Genomic DNA, 23,798 nt, shown 5'->3' with positions numbered 1-23,798 from the left:
TATAATAAATTTTTAGGAGAATAAAATGAAAAACTTACAAGGAAAAATAGCGCTAGTAACAGGAGCATCAAGGGGAATAGGAAAAGCTATAGCAATAGAGTTAGCTAAAGAAGGGGCAACTGTAGTTATAAATTATTCAAAGGATGATGATGGTGCAGAAACTACTTTAGCAGAGATAATTGCATTAGGTGGTTATGGGAAATTATATAAAGGAAATATATCAGATTATAATATCTGTAAAAATATGATAGACTATATAATAGAAATTTTTGGGAGAATAGATATATTAGTAAATAATGCGGGAGTATCAAATATAGGCTTGTTTATGGATTCTTCAAAAGAAGATATAGATAATATTATGGGAGTAAATATTTTAGGAGTTATGTATTTAACTAAACATGCTATTCCATATATGATTTCCAAAGGAAAAGGTAATATAATTAATATATCATCTATTTGGGGGGATGTTGGAGCTTCTTGTGAAGTAATATATTCTAGTTCTAAAGGGGCTATAAATTTATTTACTAAATCCCTAGCAAAGGAAGTTGCACCAATGGGAATAAGAGTGAATGCAATTGCACCAGGTGTGATAAACACAGAAATGAATTCATTTTTATCAGAAGAAGAAAAGAATGAGCTAGAAGAAGAGATACCTATGGGAAGATTTGGTGAAGCAGCTGAAGTTGGTAAATTAGTAACTTTTATATGCAATGATTCATGTAAGTATTTAACAGGTCAAGTTATAAAGGTAGATGGAGGAATTATTTAGAGTATGAACTATACTTATATGATTTGTATTTGAACTTTTGCTTAAAATAAATAATTAATATTAGATTTTATTAAAAAGGAAGGTTTTTGTTGCTTATAAAACCTTCCTTTTTGTATAATCATTTAGTTAAGTCCGAAGGATAATATCCTTCTATTTTATAAAATTGCTTTGTAAAATGGCGAGGAGAATAGTATCCAACTTTCTTTGATACATCTTTAATAGTAAGGGATTTGTCTTCTAAAATTAACTTTTTACTTTCTTGAATTCTAATAGCAGTTATATAATTTGAAAATTTCATACCAGATTTTTCATGAAATATTTTACTTAAATAATTAGGTGTAATCCCATAAAGATTGGCAATAGTATTGACACCGATATCTTTCATATAATTTTCTTTAACATAATCCATAATTTCATCTATAATATCCTTACTTTGTGATTTATTAGAGTATAAAATATTATTACTATTTGATATTAATATATTTAATAACTCATCAAATGTTTTAAATTCTAAATTTAAATTCATATTTAAATTTAGAAACCTATTTAAAACTTCAATATTTATTTCTTTAAATATACCTTTGTATGTATTATTTAAAGAAATAGAATTTAAAGATTCTATAAATTTTAGTTCATTTTTATCTAAATAATATCTATATATAGAAAATATATCATTTGTTAAATTTAATATTAAATCTATATTAGGTAAAAAAATTAGCTTTTCTATATACAATATCCTACCAGATTTATAAGTAGCTCTGAGTGTGGAGTATTTCTTAATAAGTTTTATTTCATCATATACTTTAAGTAAATTTGAAACGTTTTTTGTAGCTATAGGAGTAATTAATAAATTATCATATTCAAACTTTTTTATAATATCTTCAAAAGTAATATGTCTTAAATTAGGTGAATTAATAATCAAACATAGCTCACCTGAGAGTAGATTAAATAGAGCATAATTATAGCCTTCACTTATTTTATCCTCTAATGTCTTTTCAATTTCATTATATAATGTATTAATAAATTTATTTTTACTTTCTTGATTAATGTAGGTATCTACAAAGAAAACAATAGCTGTATAATTGCCTTCTTTTAAAGTAATATAGTTTTTTGTAATATTATTGCTAATTAAAGTAGAAGTAAATAAAGAAAGTGTATTTAGTTTAAACACTTCATTTTCTAAATGGTTTTTGTTTAAGATATTTTTTTCGGCTAAATCTAGGTTTGTTTTTAGATCATTAATACTAACAGGTTTTAACAAATAATCTCTAACTCCTATATTTATAGCTTCTTTGGCAAAGCTAAATTCAGCTTCACCAGTTAATATAAACCATTCAGTATTAGGGCAGTTATCTTTACAGGATTTTAATGCTGTTAAGCCATCAAGTAAAGGCATATTAATATCTACATAGCAAATATCAGGTTGATATTTTTTAGATAAATCTATTAATTCTTGTCCATTTTTTGCTTCAATAAAAGTATATTTACTAGGATATATATCTTCTAACATACTTCTAAGTGCTATTCTAACTAATCTTTCATCATCAGCTATTAGTATTTTCATTTAAGCCACCTCCAATAGGGATTTCTATATAGCAGTCTGTACCTTCATTTTCAATTCCAATTATAGTAAAGTTGGCACCTGTTTTAAAGAATTCAACTCTTTCTTTAACATTATTTAGGCCTGTACTATTTTTAGAACTATATTTTTCTTTAATAAAGCCAGCACCATTATCTGAAATAATTATTTTTAATGTCTCGATGTCACCAGATGTTGTATCTAATAAGGCTATTAAGGTTATAAAAATAGGTTCATTATAATTTTTTATACCATGTTTAATTGAATTTTCTACAAGTGGTTGTAAAATTAATTTTGGAATATCTATATTAGCAACACGTTCATCTAGAGATATTTTAAAATCTATCATATCATCAAAACGTAGTTTTTGAAGGGTTAAATATCTCTCAATAAAATCAAATTCATCTTTTAATGTAGCTACATTTGTGTTGCTACAAGTATATCTATATAAGCTAGAAAGTTGGATTATAGAGTCTTCTAATAGTTGTTTTTCTCCAATCCTATTTAGTGCTACGAATCCATTCAATATATTACATAAAAAGTGAGGGTTGATTTGAGATTGCAATGCTAAATATTCAGCATTTTTAACAGCGATTAGTGATGAATATTCATTTTTTATATGGTTATCTAAGTTAACAATCATTTTGTTTAATGCGTCAGATATAAATTTAAGTTCATCATTTTCTAAGGTAATGCATCTGACTGATAAATCACCATCTCTAACTTTTTTCATTGTTGATGTAATATTTGTTATAGATTTTATCATTTTATTTGAATTAATTCTGAAAAATATAATTGCAACTATAATACAAAGTAATGATATTATTAATGTGACTTTAAATACAAAATCTACTTCACTATATAAATCTTTTTTAGAGCCTAGATACAATAAAATCCAGTTACTAGATTCAATAGGTGTTGATACTATATTATAGTCTTTAGACAGATTTTTATTAGAAAAAACAATATCAGAAACATCTTTATTTGAAGGAAAATTCACAGAGTGAATAATTTGACTATTTTGATCCATTAAAATAAATATAGAATTATCACTTATATTTACAGAAGATATAATATTTTTAATAGTAATGGCTTTTACATCTATTTTAATAGTTCCTATTACTTTATTAGTATCCAAATTTTTAATCACTCTCATTACTGAAAAAATTTGATACTCACTACCACTTTTAGTGTACTTATATGAATGAACAGGAGTAAAATAAGTATCACCATCTAGATGTAATGCATTACTTAACCAAGGACTATATGAATAAGGAATATCCACTTGGTTTAAAGTATCGTAATATTTACTTACTAAAAATCCATTAGATTGATTAGAATAAGGTATAAAAGTAATTCCTAATATATCTTCTCTTGATTGATTAATTATCTTATTAAGAGTAGAACTATAATTTTTACTTTTTATAAATCTATCAATTTCAGTAATGTTTCTTTCATAACTGCCATTATTTATGGATTCCATAAATAAAGATATTTCTTTATACATATAAGGAGTTAATGTTAACCTTTTCAAATCATCTATATATGTATTAATATTACTTGAAACAGAGCTAAGTGTATTTTTAAACTGAATTACATTTTGATTTGATAGTATATTAGTAAAGTAAACACATAGTATCAATATCATTATAGTTATAGGTAAAATTATACTTAAGCTAAATAATAACATAAGCTTTGAACTAAAAGACTGTATTTTTTTCATAGCACACCTCTAAATATAATATATTACTATTTTATAATATAAAATATAAAATTAAAATGATTTTTGAATGAATGTAAGAATTAGTATAGAATTAAACTCTATAAGTATAGAATTGATACATATGAGATATATGAAAAGGATTATATAATAAATTTGTAAAACAAATTAAGGGGGAAAGGTTTATGAAGAAAAGATTAATAAGTGCTTTATTATGTGGCGTGTTAACGTTTACTGGGCTGGTGGGTTGTTCATCATCAAATAATGGAGGAAAAACAGGAGATACAGCTAAGGAAGATGTAACGCTTTCATTTATGACTAACTTAGTTGGAGTTCCAAGTGAGGAATTAGAAAAAGTATGTAAGGACTTTACTGATGAAACTGGAATAAAAATTGAATATTCAGCACCAGGAAGCAATTATGAAGAGCTTATGAAAACTAAAATGGCTGCAAATGACTTACCAGATTTATGGACAACTCATGGATGGTCTGTTGCAAGATATAGTGAATATTTAAAACCTCTTACGGATCAGTCTTGGGTAAAAGATATTAAACCGGCAATTAAACCAATGATTACTAACGAGAAAAATGACATATTTGTATTACCAATTAATATGGATATCGCAGGTATTGTTTATAACGTTGAAGTTTTAGAGAAATCTGGAGTAAAAGTTGATGATATTAAGACTTGGGCTGATTTTGAAGTAGCATTAGGAAAGATAAAGGCTGCTGGATTTACACCTATTCATATGGGGGGAAAGGATAACTGGACAATAGGTCAATTCTTTGATTGGGTAGCACCGTCATTCTATGTTACAAACGATGCTAAGAACTATAAGAAGCAATTATTAGATGGAACATTTGATTGGAATTTATGGGGAGATGTTGCAGGTTTATTTGATAAATGGAATAAAGCTGGATACTTCAATTTAGATAGTTTAACATCAGATTATTTAACTGATATTAAAAGCTTTGCAGATGGCAAGGTTGCTTTTGAGTTCTATGGTAACTATGCAATTACAGAAGCATTAAAAGTTAATCCTAATGCTAAGCTTGGAATGATGCCTATTCCTTCAAATAGCAAAGATGATGAACCTTCACTTATAGCTGGTGAAAGAATAGCTGTTGGTATGAATAAGAATACTAAAAATGAAGAAGCTGCACTTAAGTTTATAAACTACTTAGCTAAACCAGAAGTTGCTGGTAAATTGGCTTCAGTTGATGGAATGCCATCAGGTTTAACAAATGTAACTGCTGATACAGGTGCTGTTCAACAATACTATGATAAGTATGCTAATGTTGAAACATTCCCATACTTTGATAGAGTATATCTACCAAGTGGAATGTGGGATGATATGTGCATAACTGGAGCTGATATATTAGCTGGAAAACCAACAGCTGTACAAGATTCAATTAAACACATGGAACAAAGCTTTAAAGATAAATTTAGTCAAAAGAGATAATCAATATAAAATAAAACTATTAAGGGTATTTTATGCCCTTAATAGTTGATAATAGAAATTATTGGGAGGGGAATATATGAATAATGAAGTTAAAATGTTGGTTACAGAAAATGATGCTGTTGTAGTTAAAAAAGCCCCAAAAAGTAAAAATAGAAAAAATTTAATGAACATATTATATTTACCAGCAATTCTATTATTCTTATTTATTGTTGTATATCCTTTTATAGATGGTATTAGAATTTCTTTTACAAATTGGAATGGATTTTCACAAAATTATAAATATGTAGGAGTAGATAATTATATTAGATTACTACAAGATAAAAATATTTGGGGAGCACTTTTTAATACAATTATATACGGATTTGGAAGTACATTATTACAAAATGTTATAGGAATAGCTTATGCTATTTTTTTAAATTCAAAGTTTAGAGGAAGATCTTTAGCTAGGACAATAATTTATATTCCAGTTATGATTGCACCATTAATAATGGGTTATGTTGTTTATTTCTTATTCCAATTTGATAAGGGAGCATTTAATGACGTGCTAATTTGGTTAGGAAGAGCACCAATAGATTGGTTAGGAGATGGACAAAGAGCTGTAATAATTATGACAATAATAAATACATTACAATTTTGTGGTATTTCAATGATTATTTATTTAGCAGGACTTCAAAATATTCCTGATATGTATTATGAAGCTGCTGAAATTGATGGAGTTAGGACTTGGGATAAATTTAAATATATTACATTACCATTATTAATGCCAGCTATAGTATCATCTGTAGTTATTAATTTAATTGGAGGTCTTAAGTTATTTGACATAATTATGGCATTAACTGGGGGAGGACCAGGGTTCTCATCACACTCCTTATCAACTTTAGTAACGCAGACATATTTTAGAGGACAAAATGCTGGCTATTCAGCAACAATAGGTATATTTACATTTATATTTATAATGATTGTTTCAAACTTAATTATGAAATACTTTGATAGTAAAGAGGTGAATGAATAATGACAAATAGTGGATTTAAAAGAAATAACTTATGGAGAACTCCATTAGCAATATTAATTTGTTTATTACACATAATACCTTTTTACATTTTGGTAGGGGTTGCATTTAAATCACCTAAGGATTTAAGCTCTAGATGGGTATTTCCTACTTATATTAATTGGGAAAATTTTAGTGTAGCTATAGAAAAAGGAAAAATTGGACAAAGCTTAATGTCAAGTTTAGTAATTACAAGTGTATCTATTGTGTTTATTACAATAATAGGAGCTTTAGCAGCTTATCCATTAGCAAGAAATAGGACTAAATTTAATATGGGAGTTAAGGCCTTCGTTTTAGGGATAATGATGGTACCACCTTTAAGTATTCTTGTACCATTATATTCGATGATTGCAAAGTTAAATGGAACTAGTACTTATTGGTCTATAATAATAGTTCTAATTACATTCCAACTTCCAATGAGTATATTCTTATATACTAATTTTATTTCATCAATACCAGATGCATTAGACGAAGCAGCAGCGATAGATGGATGTGGGCCAATTAGAACATTCTTTAGTATAATACTGCCACAATTAAAACCAGTAACAGCTACAGTAGTAATACTTACAGGAGTTTCATGTTGGAATGATTATCAATTTTCCTTATATTTATTACAATCACCTAAGATTAAGACTGTTACACAGGCTATAGCAGGATTCTTTTCACAAAGTTCATCGAATATAAATGCAGCGGCTGCAGCATCTTTATTAGGAATATTACCAATAGTTATTATTTTCTTATGCCTACAAAAATACTTTATTAAGGGTATGGTTGATAGTGCTATAAAGTAGAAGTTAAATAAAATAAGCTAATATTTAGGAGGAACATATGAATAACGAAAATTTTCATCCAGAATTAATTGAACCACCAATAGCACATGCTCTTCATAAGTGGAATGAAGAAACGAGAACGTTAACATATGAGTATAATGGTAAAAATATTATTACAATGAAGATAGATGGAGAAGATGAAGTTGGTTTCAGACATGGATCAGATGGAAATCTTCAAAACATTCCTTTTATACAACAAATATATGTAACGCTAGATAAGCCAGCAAAGGCTAAGGTTACATTTTTATTAAGTGAAGATGCTATTAATATGAGACCAAATCGTGCTAATAAAAATGAAGCCATATTAGGACAAGTTGGTCATCCCACTATGAAGGGAGTAAATGGGGTTTATGATATTAAACAAGATTTACTAATAGATTGGAATGGATGCCAGTGGAAATGGATTTCAGAAAGGTTTGAAAAAACAGAATTAAACAATCTTAAAGTAGAATTAGAAATTGAGTTAGGACCAAAACCTTTATTTGTAAACTTAAGAATGCAATATTATAGAAAACATTTAGGATATTCTTACCATAAACCATGGGAGTGGAGACCTAATACAAAATCAGTTACGGGTTGGTGCTCTTGGGAGGCATTTAGAAGAGATGTAACTCAAGAAAATATAGAAGAAGTATCAAAGTTCTTTTCAGAAAAATTAGGTGGATATGGATTAGAATATATACAAATAGATGATGGATATCAAAATATGCCATTACCAGTTGATCCAAATGGCTCATTAGCAGAAGGATGGCTAAATACAAATAGCCAATTTAAAAAAGGGCATAAAGGAGCAGTTGAAGCAATAGAAAAAGAAGGATTTAAAGCTGGTATATGGACAAATGCTAATATTACAAATTCTGAATTTGCTAAAAATCAAGGAAAGTACCTGCTAAAGGGCAATGATGGTAAGCCAATGCTAGGTGAATGGATAGATTATTTAATAGATTGTAGAAAAGAATCATTAGATAAGCATGTATTACCTTTTTATAAAGGATTAAAGGAATATGGTTATGATTATTTTAAAACTGATGCAATAAGGCATCTATTATTAGATGGATTACATGAAGCCGTAAGACAAGGATTAATAACTAATGATGATGCGGAGAAACGTTTTAGATCTTATATGGAATGTGCAAGAGATGGAATTGGAGATAAGGCATATTTCTTAGCATCATGGGGAGTATTATCAGAAGTTATAGGGGTTGTTGATGCATGTCGTGTAGCGATGGATGCTAATCCAACTTGGGCTGGAATAAGAATGCAAATAGTTGAGTCAGCAAGATGGTTTAATGCTCAACGTATATTATTCTTAATAGACCCAGACCACATTTGCGCAAGAACTAACCTTGAATGGGCAAGAAGTATATGTTCACTTGTTTCACTGTCAGGTGGATTATATATGTTAAGTGACCCAATGAAGGATTATGATGATAAGAGAATTGAAGTAATAAGAAAAACATTACCTACTATTGAAACTTTTGCTGGGGAAACAGGTACTATTGACTTAAGCTATCCAGCATTTACATGGACAAAACTTCATGGATTTGCAGTTCCAAGAGAAAATCCAGTTAAAGCAGAAGATATTACATTAGAAGAAGCAATGAATATGGCTGGCGAATATCCATCTATGAATGATGAGCATCCTTTTTCAACTCTTTGGACAATTCATATCGATAAAGAGTGGAGAAAATGGAGTGTACTCGGAAGATTTGCTTCAATTCCATTGGAAGAAAGTAATATAGAGCTTGAAAATGTTGGTTTAGAAAGGAATAAGGAATATCTTGCTTTTGATTTCTGGGGCAAAAAATATTTAGGAAAAGTAAGTGGAAGATTTACTGTTAAGAAATTAGATTTAGGTACGTGTCAAATAATATCATTAACAGAAGTTAAGAGTGAGCCACAAGTAATAGCATCAACAAGACACGTAACAATGGATGCAATAAGTATTAAAAATCAAAAGTTTGAGGATAGTACATTAAATTTACATTTAGATACTATAAAAGGATCAGAAGAAAGTTATTGGTTCCATATACCAAATGGATTTGTTATTGACAGTGTCAAATGTGATAATGCAGAAGTTGATTATTTTATAGAAGAAGAACTTCTTCAAGTTAATTTAGTATTTAAGGGAGAAAAATCTAATTTAAGAATTAGCCTTAAATAACTAAGAATAGGAGTTAAAAATATGAAAAAGCCTATATTAACTATCTCTAAAGAAAGCTTTGAAAAGTTTGGGAAGATAATTGAGTTTAGTGAAACTTGTACTGATAAGTTTGAAATAGTAGTATCAGAGCCAAATGATCCTTGGAGACTAGCTGTTTATAGATATAAAGAAAAAGGTGTAAAGCTTATGGAAAATCATCCTACATCAATGGAAAGCTTTGAACCATTAACTGGTACAACCTTAATTATGGTAGCAGAAAATAAAACACCTAGTGATTATAAAGTATTTTTATTGGATAAACCAATATGTCTTTATAAGGGTATATGGCATCAAGTAATATCATTATCAGATAGTGCTAGCGTTAAAATAACAGAAAATTTAGATGTGACGTCGGAGTTTTACTACTTTGAAAGTGAAATATTGCCTATGATGGTATAGAGAAGCTCTGAATTATAACTAAGCTCTTTATATTAAGGGGCTTAGTTATTTTCATATTATAAATAATGAGAGGGGATTTAATAATGAAAAAAGGTTTTAGAACATCCATGAGCAAAACATTAGCATTGTTAGTAGCCTTAACGTGTATTACTAGTAATGTATTGACTTTTGCTGAACCAATTAAAGAAAATAATCTAAGTACTGTAGAACTAAATGATGATAGTAGAGTAAACTTAGTTAAGGATCCAGGCTTTGAGGAAGATCCAAATATTGATGATTATGAAATTCCAAATTGGATAACTATTGGAGCAGTAGGCGATTGGAATAATTTTCCCTATACAGGGAAGGTTCAATGCTGGGTAGATCCAGGTGATAATAACATTATAAAACAAACTATTGAAGCGCCATATAACGGATATTATAAAGGAGCTGTTTATGCGGCAGCAGGAGGACCTAATGGAAAGTTAGCTTTATTCAATCCAGAGGATGGAAGTATTATAAAGGAAGTTAAAATAGATTCAAACTCTAGCTATGCTAGATATGAAATAGAGCCTATATATATGAAAAAAGGTGATAAGATTGATATAGGATTAATAGGAGGAAGTGCCTGGGTTAATGGAGATGATTTTGAATTTTATTATGATAGAAGCAAGGTAGAAAATTTACTTGTTAATGAGAGTTTTGAAAATTTAGATGGATGGGCTTTAGAAGATGCAGAAATATTAAATGGTAAAGCAATTTTAAAAGATGATACTTCAAAAATAAGCCAAGAGATAAAGGTTCCAAATAAAGGGAATTATTACTTGGAAATGAATATAAAGGCTTTAACTAACAATGTAAACGTTAAGATAGGGGACAGAACAGAAATTTTAGCAGCATCAGAAGAATATAAAGTAGTAAGAATTAGTGATATAATACAAGATAAAAACTCTGACTTAAATATAACCATAGAAGGGAGTGCAGAAATAGAAGATGCTAGGTTTATGTATGACATAGAGAAAATGAATTTTTTAAAACCACAAGTTACCAACATTCAGATTAATGGTAATAATGAAGTAGGTGCACCGTTAAATGTGACATACGATTTTAATGACTTAGATAATCATATTGAAGGAGCTACAAAGTTTAGTTGGTTAATGTCCGATAGTAAAGATGGTGAATATAGTGAAATAGCAGGAGAATATGGTAAAACATTAGTGCTCAAAGAAAACTTAAAAAATAAGTACTTAAAATGTAAAGTTATACCTGTTGACGAATATGGAACTTTAGGAGATGGAGTATTTAGTGAGGCCATTGGACCAATTGATGTAAATATCATTAATAATCCAAGCTTTGAGAATAATGGATTAGGTTGGAGATATTATGGAGCTAACATTAGATATAATTATAGCTATGATGGAGGAATAAGAGCTCGTATAGCTAAAGGAGATTTTAATTATATTACTCAAGAAACTGAAATTCCCGAAACAGGATTTTATGATTTATCAGCTTTTGTAAACACGGAAGGAGAAGGAGCTAAATTAGGTATTATGACTTTAAGTGATGAACTTAATGATTCTGAAATTATATGCTATTCTACAGTAGAAAAAAATACAGGTTATACAAAAAATGAGCTTAAAAATATTAGACTAGAAAAAGGAGAGAAAATTAAAATATTTTTCCAAGGTACAAAAACTTCTTTAGTAAGTGTTGATAATGTTAAATTAATTAGAAATAGAGAGATTGAAACGGAAAAGTACAGTAATATTATTTCATTTAACTTGGATGGACAAGAAGGAAATAGCATAATAAATAAAAAAGATAAAACTATAAAGGTTGTAGTACCATATGGAACTGATACTAGTAAGGTAGTTTTAAATAGTATACAATTATCTGAAGAATCAGTATCAAATTTAAAAAATGGACAAACTTTAGACTTATCAGCTCCATTAAAGGTTAATGTGACTAATGGAAATGGGAGTACAGATGTATGGTCTGTAGTATGTGAAGTTGAGAGAAAAGAGGCAGTTGTAAAGTCTTCTAATAAATTCTTAGAAGATAGCTTTAATTGGTCAGTTGATAAAACAGAACAATTTGTTATGACTGGAAAAACAGGTTTGGTAAATAGAGATGAAAATAATAATGATGGTAGTGGAACTGCTAAATATATACCATCATATTGGGCTGGTTATTATGATAGAACAGCATTTTATGGAAGAGATTTTGTTCATCAAGCAACAGGTGGACAAATCTCAGGATTAAAGGATGAAAACTTCTCAATGTTTAAAACCTTTGCAAAGAATGCAACAGAATCAAGAAAATGGTATACATTCTGGGCAATAAATTTTGATGGAACACCGCATACAATTGATTACAAAAATGATGATTTATTTGTAAGGGAAGTACCTGCTCAGTTTGAACTAGTTGAGAAGGCCTATGAGCAGTATCTTTGGACTGGTGATGAAAGATATATTTTTGATGATGATTTATGGAATTTGTATACAAAGGTATTAACAGACTATATAAGCCTTCATGATGATCAAAATACAAATGGCATTGCAGAAGGTTATGGAGGAATATTCCAAGGGTCATGTACTTATAATGAAAGAGGGAAATTTCCAATTGAGGCTGCTGATGCTATTGGGTCACAATATCAAGCAACATTAGCTTATGCTGGTATGCTTAGTGCAAGAGGAGAAGATAAAGAAGCTAAGGAATGGTACGATAAAGCAGAAGCATTGAAAAAATATTTTAATGAAGATTGGAGTGTAATAGACCCAAGTAATCCAAATGAAAATTATGCTACTGTATTACAAAAGGATGGGAAAAAGCTAAATGATTTTGGTAAAGAAAATAGTTGGTTTATTCCAATGAAATTATTATCAGAACCGGGAGAAAGAAATGATAAATATTTAGATTTTATATCTGAAAAGTTAGGTAATGGAATAGGAAGTACTGAGGATTCGCCTTTGAATATAGAAGCATATACCTATATACCTGAAGCTTATTTCCCATATAATAGAAATGAAGAAGCTTGGAAATGGATGAAATATATAATGAGTGTTAAAGATCAGGCACATGAACGTGCAACACAAGGTACCAATGGTGATTATCCAGAAATTTCATTTACATTTATTTCTCATACAGTAGAGGGATTAATGGGAGTAGAGCCAGATGCAGGAGCTCATAAAATTGTAACAGCACCACATTTACCTGGAGAAGTTGAATGGGTTAATTTAGATAATTTACAGATGGGAGATCATGAATTAAGTATTGCTCATAACGGATTAACTATGACTACATTAACAAATAAAGCATCAGAAAGTTTAAATTGGGAAGCTAGGTTTTATGGTGATTATAAGTATATAAATGTTAATGGGGAGCAAGTTAAAGCAGAGCAAAAGGAAGTAAACGGTGAATTAGTAAGTTATGCAAATGTTGAGGTAGGAGCTAATGACACAGTTTCAGTTGAAGCCACAAATACTGTTCAAGAAATAGTTAACAAGGAAGAGTTGAACAAATTAATTACAGATGCAGAAGCCTTAAGAAGTGAAGATTACACTAAGGAGTCTTGGAATAACTTCAGTGAAGCTTTGGCTAGCGCTAAAGATATAGTGTCTAATAAGAAGGCTACACAAATAGAAGTTGATGAAGCAGCAAAAAATCTAGATAAGGCTATGAAGGATTTAAAGTTAAAGGATAATACTGTAGTTAATATTGATAAGAGTAATTTAAAAGAAATTATTAAAAAAGCAGAAGAGTTAAAAGCAAGTAATTATACTGAAGAAAGTTGGAAAGTATTTAATGAAGCTTTGGCTTATGCGAAAGATGTATTTGCTAAAGTGGATGTAACACAAGAAGAAGTAGATAAATCAGTAAATAATTTAAAAGATGCAATGAATAAACTTGAAAATAATGAAAGCAAAGATGAAGATAAGCTACCTAACACAGGTGATGCTATAGGAACAACAGCTTTATTAACTTTAGCTTCATCATTAATGGCAGCAGGATATGCTTTGAAAAGAAAGCGAGACTAGAGTTAAAAATAAATGATTTAACAAAAAAGTGGATATCTTTATAGGTACCACTTTTTATTGCTTGTTACTGATTTTTTTTATTAAAGTTATAATAAGTTTTATTAACAAGTATATAAGAAATACATAAATAAATCCATAAAGTCCATAAGCAATATCGGCAAACTCCATATTACCTCTATGTGTTAACTTTTGCTGTATTTCTATAGCAAAAACTATAACTATCATAACTGTTAATGTATATATAAATGATATAGCAGTAATGCTATATTTTGCAAGTTTTTTAAATACAACTTGAGTTATTACAAATATTACTATGCCAATTAAGGCCATAAATATAAAATGAAGTTGTTTATCATTTAATGGATATCCAGCTATACTAACAATATCTAAGACTTTATCATGTAAATCATTAATAAGACTAGCTATTAATTTCAATATTTCTACCATAGATATTCCCCCTAATTTGTTTTGTCATTTATTATATCATTAAATATAATATTTTACTAATTCTGTATATTAAAATACTTTAAATATAGAATGTTTATTTAAAGTAGGTTTACAGAATATCATAAATTGGATATAGTTTAATTAGTTAAAAGAAAATAATAAATAAATATAGAGTTTAAGATGCAAGAAGTATATTTACTCTTAAAAGAGAAAGGACTAAGATATGGGAAAAGTATTAGTACTAGCAGAGAAACCTTCTGTTGGTAGAGATATAGCAAAGGTTTTAAAATGTAATCAAAATAAAGGAGCATATATAGAAGGAAATAAGTATGTTATAACTTGGGCACTTGGACATTTAGTTGGGCTTCAAGACCCAGAAGGTTATGATGAAAAATATAAAACTTGGAGTATGGAAACTCTTCCAATGTTACCTAAGTATATGAAGCTTACTGTTTTAAAAAAGACATCTAAACAATTTTATGAAGTTAAAAAACTTTTAAATAGAAGTGATATTGAAGAAATAGTAATAGCAACTGATGCAGGTAGAGAAGGAGAGCTTGTTGCAAGATGGACTATAGAAAAAGCAGGAGTTAAGAAGCCTATAAAAAGACTTTGGATATCATCTCAAACTGATAAAGCAATTTTAGATGGATTTAAAAATTTAAAGCCTGGAAGTCAGTATGAAAACTTATATAAGGCAGCTCAATGCAGAGCAGAAGCTGATTGGGTAGTTGGACTTAATGCAACAAGAGCTTTGACATGTAAATATAATGCACAACTTTCAGCAGGAAGAGTACAATCACCGACTTTAGCTATGATAGTTAATAGAGAAGATGAAATAAAAAATTTTAAGCCAAAGGATTTTTATACTATATTTGCAAAAGCAAATGGAATTTCACTTCAATGGGTTAATAATGAAAATAATTTAAGAATATTTAATGAAGAAATGGCTAATAAAATATTAAATAATGCAAAAGGACATGATGCTAAAATTACATCAATAACAGAAACTCCTAAAAAGAAATTTGCACCAGCTTTATATGATTTAACAGAGCTTCAAAGAGATGCAAATAAAATATGGGGTTATTCTGCAAAGCAAACTTTATCTATAATGCAAAGACTTTATGAAAACCATAAGATATTAACTTATCCTAGAACTGATTCTAGATATATATCTACAGATATTGTCTCAACTATTCCAGAAAGATTAAAAGCAATATCTATTGGTGAATATAGAATGGCAGCATCTGAAATGTTAAAGGGAAAGATAAACTCTAATAAAAGCTTTGTAGATAATAGTAAGGTAAGTGATCATCATGCAATTATACCAACTGAACAAAAGCCTAATTTAAGTAATTTAAGTTCAGAAGAAAGACATATATATGATCTTGTAGTTAAAAGATTTTTAAGCGTTTTAATGCCGCCATTTGAATATATTCAAACTAATATAAAGGCTGATATAAATGGAGAAAGCTTTATTGCTAAGGGGCAGGTTATAAAGTCAAAAGGATGGAAGTCTTTATATGATAAAGAAATTATTGATGAATCAGCAAGTGAAGATGATTTAAAAGATCAAGTACTTCCAAAACTTAATAAAGGAGATTCATTAAAGATAAGTTCAGTAGATTTAAATAAAGGGCAAACTAAACCACCAGCAAGATTTAATGAAGGAACTCTTTTATCAGCTATGGAAAATCCACATAAGTATGTAAATGTAGATAAAGATTCTGCTAAGACACTAAATGAAACAGGTGGACTTGGAACTGTTGCAACTCGTGCAGATATAATAGAAAAGTTGTTTAATTCTTTTGTAATAGAAAAGAGAGGTAAAGAAATAATACCTACATCTAAAGGAAGACAGCTTATGGAATTAGTGCCAAATGAACTTAAATCACCACTTTTAACTGCAAAATGGGAAAAGAAATTAGATGGAATAAGTAAAGGAAAAGAAGATTCAAATTTATTCATAAAAGAAATGAAAAATTATGCTGTAGCATTAATTGAATCTATAAAGGGTACAGATAGTAAATTTATTCATGATAATAAAACAGGCAAAAAGTGCCCTAATTGTGGTAAATACCTTTTAGAAGTAAAAGGTAAAAATGGTATTATGAATGTTTGCCAAGATAGAGAGTGTGGATATAGAGAAAGTGTAAGTAGAAATACTAATGCAAGATGTCCAGAATGTAAAAAGAAATTAGAGCTTAGAGGTCATGGAGAAGGACAAATATATGTATGTCCTAATACTAATTGTACATTTAGGGAAAAAGCTTCTATATTTAATAAAAGATTTGATTCTAAATCTGATAAAGTAAATAAAAAAGAAGTAAATAATATAATGAAAAAGATGAAAAAGGAAGCAGAACAAGATATTAATAATCCATTTGCTGATCTTTTGAAGAATTTTAATAACTGATACATTAAATTATAAATAAATTTTAATTTAAAATATTACTAGAGACTTAGGTTTTTAGTAATATTTTTTTATATTTTTAGTTTATATAATAATTTTGTAATTATTATATAAACTAAATGTATAATATATAGTATTTAAAATTAAATCTTAATTTAAGAAATTTTAACATATGAATGTATAAATAGACATATGTCAAAAATTAAGTTGTAGGGAGGTCAAAAAAATGGAAATGAATGAAACATCATGTATATGTAATAAGTGTGGATATAATTTTGAGGAGTTAAAGGAAGAGTCTTTAATTTTATGCCCTCAGTGTAAAGAAATAAAAAAAATGCAAGATTTTAATTTAATAGAAGAATAAATTTTAAAAGTAGTAGAAAATTTTAATTTCTGCTACTTTTTTATAATAATAATTAATATATAAGCATATTATTATATAAAACATAACATAACTATTGAAGGGTAATGATTAAAAGGGGGCGTAACACTTATGATTGAAAAATCATTAAATAAGATTTGTAAAAGAAATCAAGACCTCATATACAAGGGAATAAAGTTATTTTTAAAAGATTTTAAAAATCAACATAAAGAGTATAAATTTGAAGGGAACTTAAATGATAGAATAATTATAAAAAGATTTGTAGAATCTCAAAAAGATACAATTAGATTTATAAGTAAAAAAAGAAATAAATTTAAAAGAGATATATTAAGTATAGAAAATAATATAAATTACTTGCAAAAGAGTTACATAGAATTAGAAAAGGAAAGAGAAGATAAAGTAAGAAGATTGGGTTTGATAGAATTAAGTAATACTGAAGATAATGAAATAGAGTTTGAAAAGTTAAATGATATTATAGAAGCAGTTAATGAAATTAAAAGAATAGAAAAACAAGAAATTAGTAAGGTTAAAAATTTAAGAAAGAATTATGATGAATTTAATAAAACTTCTTATGAAGAAGAAAAATTAGTAGGCGTATTTTTAGATTACATAAAAAAAGAGTTTTTAAAAGAAAAAGGAACTGTAGTTACATCTATAAATTCAGGATATCTAACAGATTTTGATTTGATTTTAAACTATGAGTACATTTCTATTTTGATAAGTGACATGTTAAGTTTAGAGGAGGAGATAATGGGTGGGTAATTATTTAAAAGAAGAAGTTATAAAAGATAACGTAAAAGAAAGACTTAAAGATTTATATAAAGATATAATAATTGATGATATAAGAGGAGAAGTTGAGAAAAGTAAAAATGAAGTTCTAAGCAATATAAAAGAAATAGGGGAAAATAGAAAAACAAATAAGGAGATACTAAATAAATTAGAGCAAATATTAATAATGGTAGATATGTTAGAAAGTAAAGAAGAAAAAGAATTAAGAGGAATTTCACTAAATAGTAAAATAGTTTTAATATTAAATGCTATTCTGTTACTAATAATAATAATTAGCTTTTTTGTATAAAAAGGGATGAAGCTCATCCCTTTATATTATTTCTAAATCATCAGCTCTTTTTAAGGTAAATTGAAATTTTACTCCATCTATTGTGTTAGATAAAGAAAAAGAGCTTTCATGTAATGTTAAAATCCTTTTTACTATTGAAAGTCCTAAGCCATTACTGTTTTTAAAACTACTTCTTGATTTGTCAATTTTGTAGAATTTAGTATAAAGATTTTCAATTTCTTCTTCAGGAATATGAGAGCCTTTATTTTCTACAGAAATATTAATAAAATCATTTTCTCCTAGCACTTCTACTATTACTTTCTCTCCATTAGGAGTATATTTAATTGCATTACTAATGAGATTAGTAAGAACTTGTTCTAATTGAAATACATCTCCAATTACATAGCAATATTCAAACTTAGTTTTGAATTCTATATTTATATTTTTAGATGCAAGTTCTAAAGAAAAACTTTTTATAAGTTTTTGAATAAGTCTAAGTATGTTAAACTTTTCTATAACTAAATCTATATTCCCAGATTCCAGTTTGGATAATTCCAACATATTTGTTACTAATTTATTCATTTTATTTGCTTCATCTATAATTGTATCTAAATAAACTAAAGCATCTTCACCAGTAGCTATACCATCTTTTAAGCCTTCAGCGTAACCCTCTATTATTCCTATAGGTGTTTTTAAATCATGGGAAACACTTGCAACGAAATCTTTTCTCATCTCTTCTAATTTACGTTCTTTTTCTATATCTTCCTGAAGAGTTTTATTTTTTTGCTTTAAATCTTCTAAGGCATTTTTTAAGGTAGATGATAGAAAGTTTAAGGTAACAGCAAGACTTCCAATTTCATCATCCGAGTTTTCTTGGCACCTAGCTGTAAAATCCATTGCAGACATTCTCTTAGCTACTTTATTTATATTGACTAATGGTTTAGAAATCAAATTTGCATATACAGATGATAAGAAAATAGCAATTACACTAAAACCTAAAAATAAATATCCATAAAACTCTTTAGTCACACCAGCAGCTTCGCTAATAGGTTGCATTGATGAAACAGATACAATAATTGAATCATTTTTAGAGTTTAATGACATTGGGGATACTATTCCAATTTTCTTTGTATTGCTTAATTTATTTTCAAAAACTCTAGCTTGTGGCTTACCAGAAGTTAAAACTTCATTAATAAGATATTTATCATTAATAAGTTCAGCACAAAATGCAGTTAAAACTTGAAAGTCATCTGTATTTTTACCATAATTATCTAGAAACTTAATTTTACCATCTAATGAAAGAATAACAACTCTAGAATCTGTCTCTTGTTCAAATCTAAATAATGCATCAGTCAAAAAGTTTTCATCAGCATAAGAATTTAAAGTACTAAATTTACTTGCTTCCTTAATCATGTCTTTTACTTTTCGATTTAAATAGAAATCTTCAAAAAATAAAATTTGGAATAACATACTAAATATTAATACAATAAATATTAAGCCAAAAGTTATTAAAAATAATTTTTTTGATATGCTAAATTTATTTTTGTGCCTCAAATCTATATCCACTTCCTCTAACTGTAACTATATAAGATGCCTTGTCTCCAAGCTTTTCTCTAAGTCTCTTTATATTTGTATCAACAGTTCTTAAATCGCCATAGTAATCTAAGCCCCACACATTATCTAGTATAGTATCTCTTGATAAAGCTATACCTTCATTGTCAGATAAATAAGTTAAAAGTTCAAATTCTTTTGGAGATAAATTTATTATTTCATCATTTATTTTAACTTCATGAGATAATTTATTTATAGTCAAACCATTATAGTCATTTGTACTAGAAAATGTGTCTTCAGAGGTTCTCTTAAGTAAAGCCTTAACCTTAGCAATTAATACTTTAGGGGAAAATGGTTTAGTCATATAATCATCTGCACCCATTTCATAACCAAATAATTTATCTTCTTCTTGCCCCTTAGCAGTAAGTAATATAACTGGTACTGTAGAAACCTTTCTTATCATTTCTAAAACTGTAATCCCATCAACCTTTGGCATCATAATATCTAATATAACTAAATCTACTTTATTGCTTATAAAATAGTTAAGACCTTCATCACCATCGGAAGCTTCTATAATATTGAATCCTTCTTTAAAAAAATAATCTTTAAGTAAAAATCTAATACGAGTTTCATCTTCAATTAATAGTATATTTTTTTTCATAAAACCCTCCCTATTATGAAATCTTTAATATAATTATAAATGTCAATACTTATATGGTAAAGATTAATTATGTAAATAAATAAAAAAGTAATATTTATTTAATTTATGTTACATTTATATAACAAGTAATTATTTGATTTAAAAAGACTAATAATGTAGATTCTTAGTTGAAACATATATATAATTATAGTATTGTATTTAAAATGTAGTCATATTATATTTTTAATAAGCAAAATAATATGAGGAAATAGGTGGATTAATATGTTTAAATTAAATTTTGATGTTGAGAGAAATTTTTTAGATAATGGATTAGAGGTTATAACTATAAAAAAGGATACAAAAATATCATCTATAAATGTAGGAATAAAAGTTGGATCACTTCATGAAGGTATGAATGAAAAAGGAACATCTCACTTTATAGAGCATATGTTATTCAAAGGGACAAAAAAAAGGAGTTATGAAGAATTAAATGATGAGCTAGAGTTTTTAGGTGGAGAATATAATGCTTATACAGATTATACATCTACAGTGTATACTATAAGCTGTTTAGAAGACGAGCTTAAAAATGCTATTGAAATTTTAGGTGATATGATAATCTGTCCTGAATTTAATGAGAGTGAAATGGAAAAGGAAAGAGGAGTAATACTTGCAGAAATAAGAACAAGTAAAGATGATATAGAAGATTTAAGTTTTAAAAGAACTAATGAAGTAGCTTTTAATAAAAGTCCTCTAAAATATGACGTTGCAGGTATAGAAGGAAATATAAAAAAATATACTAAAGAAGATTTAATTAAATTCTATAAAAAACACTATATACCAAATAATGCTTTAGTTACAGTTGTGTCTTCTTATGACCATAGTGAAGCACTAAGTGAAGTGAAAAAAATATTTTCAAATTGGGAAAGAGGAGTAGAGATAGAAAAAAGTATCCTAGAAGAAGAAAATATTTCTAAGTCAATTACAACAACTAAAGCTAATATAGAACAAAATACTATAGTGTATTTATACACTTTTTATAATTTAAATAGGGAACTAGAGCTTCCGCTTAGAATTTTAAATCATAGGTTAGGGGAGAGTTCTAACTCACTTCTATTTAGAGAAGTAAGAGAAAAAAGAGGATTAGCCTATGATATTTATACTAGTATAGATATGACAAATAGTGTTAAGACTTTATATATATACACAGCAGTTGCAGAAGAAGATTTAGGTGCTGCTATAAATGCAATAAATGAAACAATAGATGGAGTTAAAAATGGAAATTTATCAATTGGAGAGAAAGATTTAGAACTTATGAAAAAAGTTCATAAAACAGCTGTTATCTCAACTTTAGAGGATCCAGCAGAGTTATGTAATTATATGCTTCATCAAGGCTTAGATGGTGAAGATTTATATGAGTTTGTTGGAGATATGGAAAAATTACATACATTAGATATGAATAAAATCCAAGAGGTAGCTAGAAAGGTTTTGAGTAATCCAACAATTCATATACTAAAATCTTAAAGGATTGGAGATAATTATGAGTGTTATTACAAAAATAGAAATACAAAAGAGAAATAAAGAAAGAGTAAATATATATATTGATGAGGAGTATTCATTTTCAATAAGTACAGAATTAGTTTATAAAGAAGGACTAAAATTAAATGAGAAAATAGACCTAGAGAAAATTAAAGTAATTGCAAAAGAAGATAATTATTTAAGATGCAAAAATACTGCCATTAGAATAATAGAAAAAACATATAAAAGTGAAAAAGAGCTGAAAGATAAGCTTTTATTAAAAGGATATGATGAAGCAAGTATTAATAAAACGCTAAATTTTTTAAAAGAGTATAATTTTTTAAATGATGTAAATTATGTAAAAATGTACGTAAAAGATAAAACTAGGTTGCAAGGAAAAAAGAAAATAAAATATGATTTAATAAAAAAAGGAATAAATGATACTCTTATAGAAGAGGAAATTTCTAATATAAATGAAGATGAAGAAAAAAATATAGCATATAATATGGCTTTGAAAAAATATAATATTTTATTAAAGAGAGAAAATGATAAATATAAATTATCTCAAAAGTTATATAGGTTTTTGTTATCCAAGGGATATAATTATGATATAGTTTCTCAAGCAGTAAAAAGGATAATGGAAATTGATGATATGTAGATTGTTTTAAAAGGAGAGACATTAATGATTACATATTTACCTTATATTTTATGTGCTTTATTAATGGGTTTTTCAATAAAGGGTAGTGTACAAGGATCCTTAGAGGAAGGAAGTGCTAAGTATTCTTTAAATAGATTAATTTATTATTTTTCTATTTTTATGACATTTTTGATCATGCTTACTAATTTAGAAAAAATATATTTAGAAATATTAAAGTTTGTAAGTAATTATTCTAATATTAATTTTGTAAATAACAATTTATTTAAAGCTTTAGTACTAGGAATAGTATTTTTATTTATTCAAACTATAATTTATTGGATTTTAAAGTGTTTAAATAATCCATTAACAAAAGCATATAATATTTTATTAAGTAGAGGAAATTTAGGAATTGTTTTATTTTCAACGCTATTTGGGCTTTTAAAAGGTTTAGTTATAATATTAATAATGTTTATGAGTATTATAACTTATAATACAACCTTTGGAAGAAGTATGAAAGTTAATTTATTTAATAGTATAAATGGATACAGTACATTAGAAAATATAATGTCAATTAATAAGCCTGTACTATCTTATAATGATTTTAAAGAATATATTCCATCAAATTCTAATGTAATAGTATATTATAATGGAGTTACATTAGAAGAAGGAATAAAATCATCAGAAGAAATAAATAAAAAGGCTGTTGAAATAATTGGAAATGCTAAAAGTGATAGAGAAAAAGCAAAAAAATTATATTCATGGATTGGATCAAATATTAAATATGACTTTTTAAAAGCTGAAAAAGCTTTAGGACCTGAAGGCGTAAGTAATAGTGGAGCAATTGAAGCTTGGAATACAAGAAGTGGAATTTGTTTTGATTATGCTTGTCTTTATGTAGCTATGGCAAAGTCTGTAGGCTTAGGAACAAGGATAGTAACTGGAGATGCCTTTGATGGTCAAAACTATGGACCACACGCTTGGAATCAAGTGTATCTTTCAGATGAAGGAGTTTGGATTAATATAGATCCAACATTTTATTTAGCAGGAGATTACTTTGATAGCAAAGATTTCAATTCAGATCATTTAAATGCTCAACTAGCAGGAGAATGGCTTTAAATTTAGTAAAATT

19 protein-coding genes are annotated in these 23,798 nt (G+C 27.5%); 14 read left to right on the top strand and 5 right to left on the bottom strand.

The features are described 5' to 3' along the window. Nucleotides 1-25 precede the first annotated feature (25 nt). Complete coding sequence (ymfI, locus tag ACYUEX_RS08040; RefSeq protein ID WP_460287491.1) at nt 26-769, top strand: elongation factor P 5-aminopentanone reductase; 744 nt, start codon at nt 26-28, stop codon at nt 767-769. A gap of 118 nt (nt 770-887) precedes the next feature. Here ymfI and ACYUEX_RS08035 read toward each other — a convergent pair whose 3' ends face one another. Together ACYUEX_RS08035 and ACYUEX_RS08030 are read right to left on the bottom strand one after the other, a co-directional pair. After that, entirely contained in the window at nt 888-2,333 is a 1,446-nt protein-coding gene (locus ACYUEX_RS08035; RefSeq protein ID WP_460287490.1) for a response regulator transcription factor, read from the bottom strand. Beyond that, on the bottom strand, nt 2,314-4,071 hold the full coding sequence (locus ACYUEX_RS08030; RefSeq protein WP_460287488.1) for a sensor histidine kinase: 1,758 nt from the start codon (nt 4,069-4,071) through the stop codon (nt 2,314-2,316). The genes ACYUEX_RS08035 and ACYUEX_RS08030 overlap by 20 nt, the downstream gene beginning before the upstream one ends. 182 nt (nt 4,072-4,253) lie before the next feature. Here ACYUEX_RS08030 and ACYUEX_RS08025 point away from each other — a divergent pair, with 182 nt between their 5' ends. From ACYUEX_RS08025 to ACYUEX_RS08000, 6 genes are all read left to right on the top strand, one after another. Continuing rightward, nucleotides 4,254-5,531: an ABC transporter substrate-binding protein gene (locus ACYUEX_RS08025; protein ID WP_460287487.1), complete on the top strand. Its 1,278-nt coding sequence runs from the start codon at nt 4,254-4,256 to the stop codon at nt 5,529-5,531. A 76-nt stretch (nt 5,532-5,607) separates the two neighbouring features. After that, nucleotides 5,608-6,543 (top strand): carbohydrate ABC transporter permease, encoded by a 936-nt coding sequence (locus ACYUEX_RS08020; protein WP_460287486.1) that lies wholly within the window; start codon nt 5,608-5,610, stop codon nt 6,541-6,543. Continuing rightward, a complete protein-coding gene (locus ACYUEX_RS08015) occupies nt 6,543-7,370 on the top strand; it encodes a carbohydrate ABC transporter permease (RefSeq protein WP_411168048.1) in 828 nt (275 codons plus the stop codon). Before ACYUEX_RS08020 ends, ACYUEX_RS08015 begins: the two co-directional genes overlap by 1 nt. Before the next feature lie 37 nt (nt 7,371-7,407). Next, complete coding sequence (locus ACYUEX_RS08010) at nt 7,408-9,573, top strand: Sip1-related alpha-galactosidase (protein ID WP_460287484.1); 2,166 nt, start codon at nt 7,408-7,410, stop codon at nt 9,571-9,573. Between the two features lie 21 nt (nt 9,574-9,594). Beyond that, nucleotides 9,595-10,011 carry an ureidoglycolate lyase gene (locus tag ACYUEX_RS08005; protein WP_411168046.1) on the top strand — a complete coding sequence of 139 codons (417 nt, stop codon included), beginning with the start codon at nt 9,595-9,597 and terminating at the stop codon, nt 10,009-10,011. Between the two features lie 83 nt (nt 10,012-10,094). Next, nucleotides 10,095-14,027, top strand: coding sequence for a hypothetical protein (locus ACYUEX_RS08000; RefSeq protein WP_460287482.1), 3,933 nt, complete (start codon nt 10,095-10,097; stop codon nt 14,025-14,027). A gap of 54 nt (nt 14,028-14,081) precedes the next feature. On the opposite strand, the gene ACYUEX_RS07995 is transcribed toward ACYUEX_RS08000, so the two are convergent. Continuing rightward, nucleotides 14,082-14,474: a hypothetical protein gene (locus tag ACYUEX_RS07995; RefSeq protein WP_411168044.1), complete on the bottom strand. Its 393-nt coding sequence runs from the start codon at nt 14,472-14,474 to the stop codon at nt 14,082-14,084. Between the two features lie 223 nt (nt 14,475-14,697). On the opposite strand from ACYUEX_RS07995, the gene ACYUEX_RS07990 reads away from it, so the two are divergent. The 4 genes from ACYUEX_RS07990 (at nt 14,698) to ACYUEX_RS07975 (ending at nt 18,347) form a co-directional block, all read left to right on the top strand. Further along, nucleotides 14,698-16,890, top strand: coding sequence for a DNA topoisomerase III (locus ACYUEX_RS07990; RefSeq protein ID WP_460287480.1), 2,193 nt, complete (start codon nt 14,698-14,700; stop codon nt 16,888-16,890). 223 nt (nt 16,891-17,113) lie between these two features. After that, complete coding sequence (locus ACYUEX_RS07985; RefSeq protein WP_411168042.1) at nt 17,114-17,251, top strand: hypothetical protein; 138 nt, start codon at nt 17,114-17,116, stop codon at nt 17,249-17,251. 129 nt (nt 17,252-17,380) lie between these two features. Then, a complete protein-coding gene (locus ACYUEX_RS07980) occupies nt 17,381-18,031 on the top strand; it encodes a hypothetical protein (RefSeq protein ID WP_411168041.1) in 651 nt (216 codons plus the stop codon). Then, entirely contained in the window at nt 18,024-18,347 is a 324-nt protein-coding gene (locus ACYUEX_RS07975) for a hypothetical protein (protein WP_411168040.1), read from the top strand. Before ACYUEX_RS07980 ends, ACYUEX_RS07975 begins: the two co-directional genes overlap by 8 nt. Before the next feature lie 21 nt (nt 18,348-18,368). On the opposite strand, the gene ACYUEX_RS07970 is transcribed toward ACYUEX_RS07975, so the two are convergent. Together ACYUEX_RS07970 and ACYUEX_RS07965 are read right to left on the bottom strand one after the other, a co-directional pair. Then, nucleotides 18,369-19,796 (bottom strand): HAMP domain-containing sensor histidine kinase, encoded by a 1,428-nt coding sequence (locus ACYUEX_RS07970; RefSeq protein WP_411168039.1) that lies wholly within the window; start codon nt 19,794-19,796, stop codon nt 18,369-18,371. A 67-nt stretch (nt 19,797-19,863) separates the two neighbouring features. After that, the gene (locus tag ACYUEX_RS07965; protein ID WP_411168038.1) at nt 19,864-20,538 is read right to left on the bottom strand and encodes a response regulator transcription factor; all 675 of its coding nucleotides are present in this window, start codon (nt 20,536-20,538) and stop codon (nt 19,864-19,866) included. Between the two features lie 261 nt (nt 20,539-20,799). Between ACYUEX_RS07965 and ACYUEX_RS07960 the strand changes: the two genes are divergently transcribed. Genes ACYUEX_RS07960 through ACYUEX_RS07950 form a run of 3 tightly spaced genes read left to right on the top strand, consistent with a single transcriptional unit; the run spans nt 20,800 to nt 23,785 of the window. Further along, the gene (locus ACYUEX_RS07960; protein WP_460287478.1) at nt 20,800-22,038 is read left to right on the top strand and encodes a M16 family metallopeptidase; all 1,239 of its coding nucleotides are present in this window, start codon (nt 20,800-20,802) and stop codon (nt 22,036-22,038) included. Nucleotides 22,039-22,054: 16 nt separating this feature from the next. Then, on the top strand, nt 22,055-22,690 hold the full coding sequence (gene recX, locus ACYUEX_RS07955; protein ID WP_460287477.1) for a recombination regulator RecX: 636 nt from the start codon (nt 22,055-22,057) through the stop codon (nt 22,688-22,690). A gap of 24 nt (nt 22,691-22,714) precedes the next feature. After that, a complete protein-coding gene (locus ACYUEX_RS07950; RefSeq protein WP_460287476.1) occupies nt 22,715-23,785 on the top strand; it encodes a transglutaminase-like domain-containing protein in 1,071 nt (356 codons plus the stop codon). Nucleotides 23,786-23,798: the final 13 nt, after the last annotated feature.

This window comes from Clostridium sp. CTA-7 (assembly GCF_054768095.1).
The sequence above is the reverse complement of the archived record's forward strand: the minus strand, read 5'-3'. Positions and strand labels throughout refer to the sequence as shown.

Excerpts from the sequence above, each read along its gene's own strand:
- ymfI (WP_460287491.1), top strand. The coding sequence starts at position 26 with ATGAAAAACTTACAAGGAAAAATAGCGCTAGTAACAGGAGCATCAAGG.
- ACYUEX_RS08035 (WP_460287490.1), bottom strand. The coding sequence starts at position 2,333 with ATGAAAATACTAATAGCTGATGATGAAAGATTAGTTAGAATAGCACTT.
- ACYUEX_RS08030 (WP_460287488.1), bottom strand. The coding sequence starts at position 4,071 with ATGAAAAAAATACAGTCTTTTAGTTCAAAGCTTATGTTATTATTTAGC.
- ACYUEX_RS08025 (WP_460287487.1), top strand. The coding sequence starts at position 4,254 with ATGAAGAAAAGATTAATAAGTGCTTTATTATGTGGCGTGTTAACGTTT.
- ACYUEX_RS08020 (WP_460287486.1), top strand. The coding sequence starts at position 5,608 with ATGAATAATGAAGTTAAAATGTTGGTTACAGAAAATGATGCTGTTGTA.
- ACYUEX_RS08015 (WP_411168048.1), top strand. The coding sequence starts at position 6,543 with ATGACAAATAGTGGATTTAAAAGAAATAACTTATGGAGAACTCCATTA.
- ACYUEX_RS08010 (WP_460287484.1), top strand. The coding sequence starts at position 7,408 with ATGAATAACGAAAATTTTCATCCAGAATTAATTGAACCACCAATAGCA.
- ACYUEX_RS08005 (WP_411168046.1), top strand. The coding sequence starts at position 9,595 with ATGAAAAAGCCTATATTAACTATCTCTAAAGAAAGCTTTGAAAAGTTT.
- ACYUEX_RS08000 (WP_460287482.1), top strand. The coding sequence starts at position 10,095 with ATGAAAAAAGGTTTTAGAACATCCATGAGCAAAACATTAGCATTGTTA.
- ACYUEX_RS07995 (WP_411168044.1), bottom strand. The coding sequence starts at position 14,474 with ATGGTAGAAATATTGAAATTAATAGCTAGTCTTATTAATGATTTACAT.
- ACYUEX_RS07990 (WP_460287480.1), top strand. The coding sequence starts at position 14,698 with ATGGGAAAAGTATTAGTACTAGCAGAGAAACCTTCTGTTGGTAGAGAT.
- ACYUEX_RS07985 (WP_411168042.1), top strand. The coding sequence starts at position 17,114 with ATGGAAATGAATGAAACATCATGTATATGTAATAAGTGTGGATATAAT.
- ACYUEX_RS07980 (WP_411168041.1), top strand. The coding sequence starts at position 17,381 with ATGATTGAAAAATCATTAAATAAGATTTGTAAAAGAAATCAAGACCTC.
- ACYUEX_RS07970 (WP_411168039.1), bottom strand. The coding sequence starts at position 19,796 with ATGTTATTCCAAATTTTATTTTTTGAAGATTTCTATTTAAATCGAAAA.
- ACYUEX_RS07965 (WP_411168038.1), bottom strand. The coding sequence starts at position 20,538 with ATGAAAAAAAATATACTATTAATTGAAGATGAAACTCGTATTAGATTT.
- ACYUEX_RS07960 (WP_460287478.1), top strand. The coding sequence starts at position 20,800 with ATGTTTAAATTAAATTTTGATGTTGAGAGAAATTTTTTAGATAATGGA.
- recX (WP_460287477.1), top strand. The coding sequence starts at position 22,055 with ATGAGTGTTATTACAAAAATAGAAATACAAAAGAGAAATAAAGAAAGA.
- ACYUEX_RS07950 (WP_460287476.1), top strand. The coding sequence starts at position 22,715 with ATGATTACATATTTACCTTATATTTTATGTGCTTTATTAATGGGTTTT.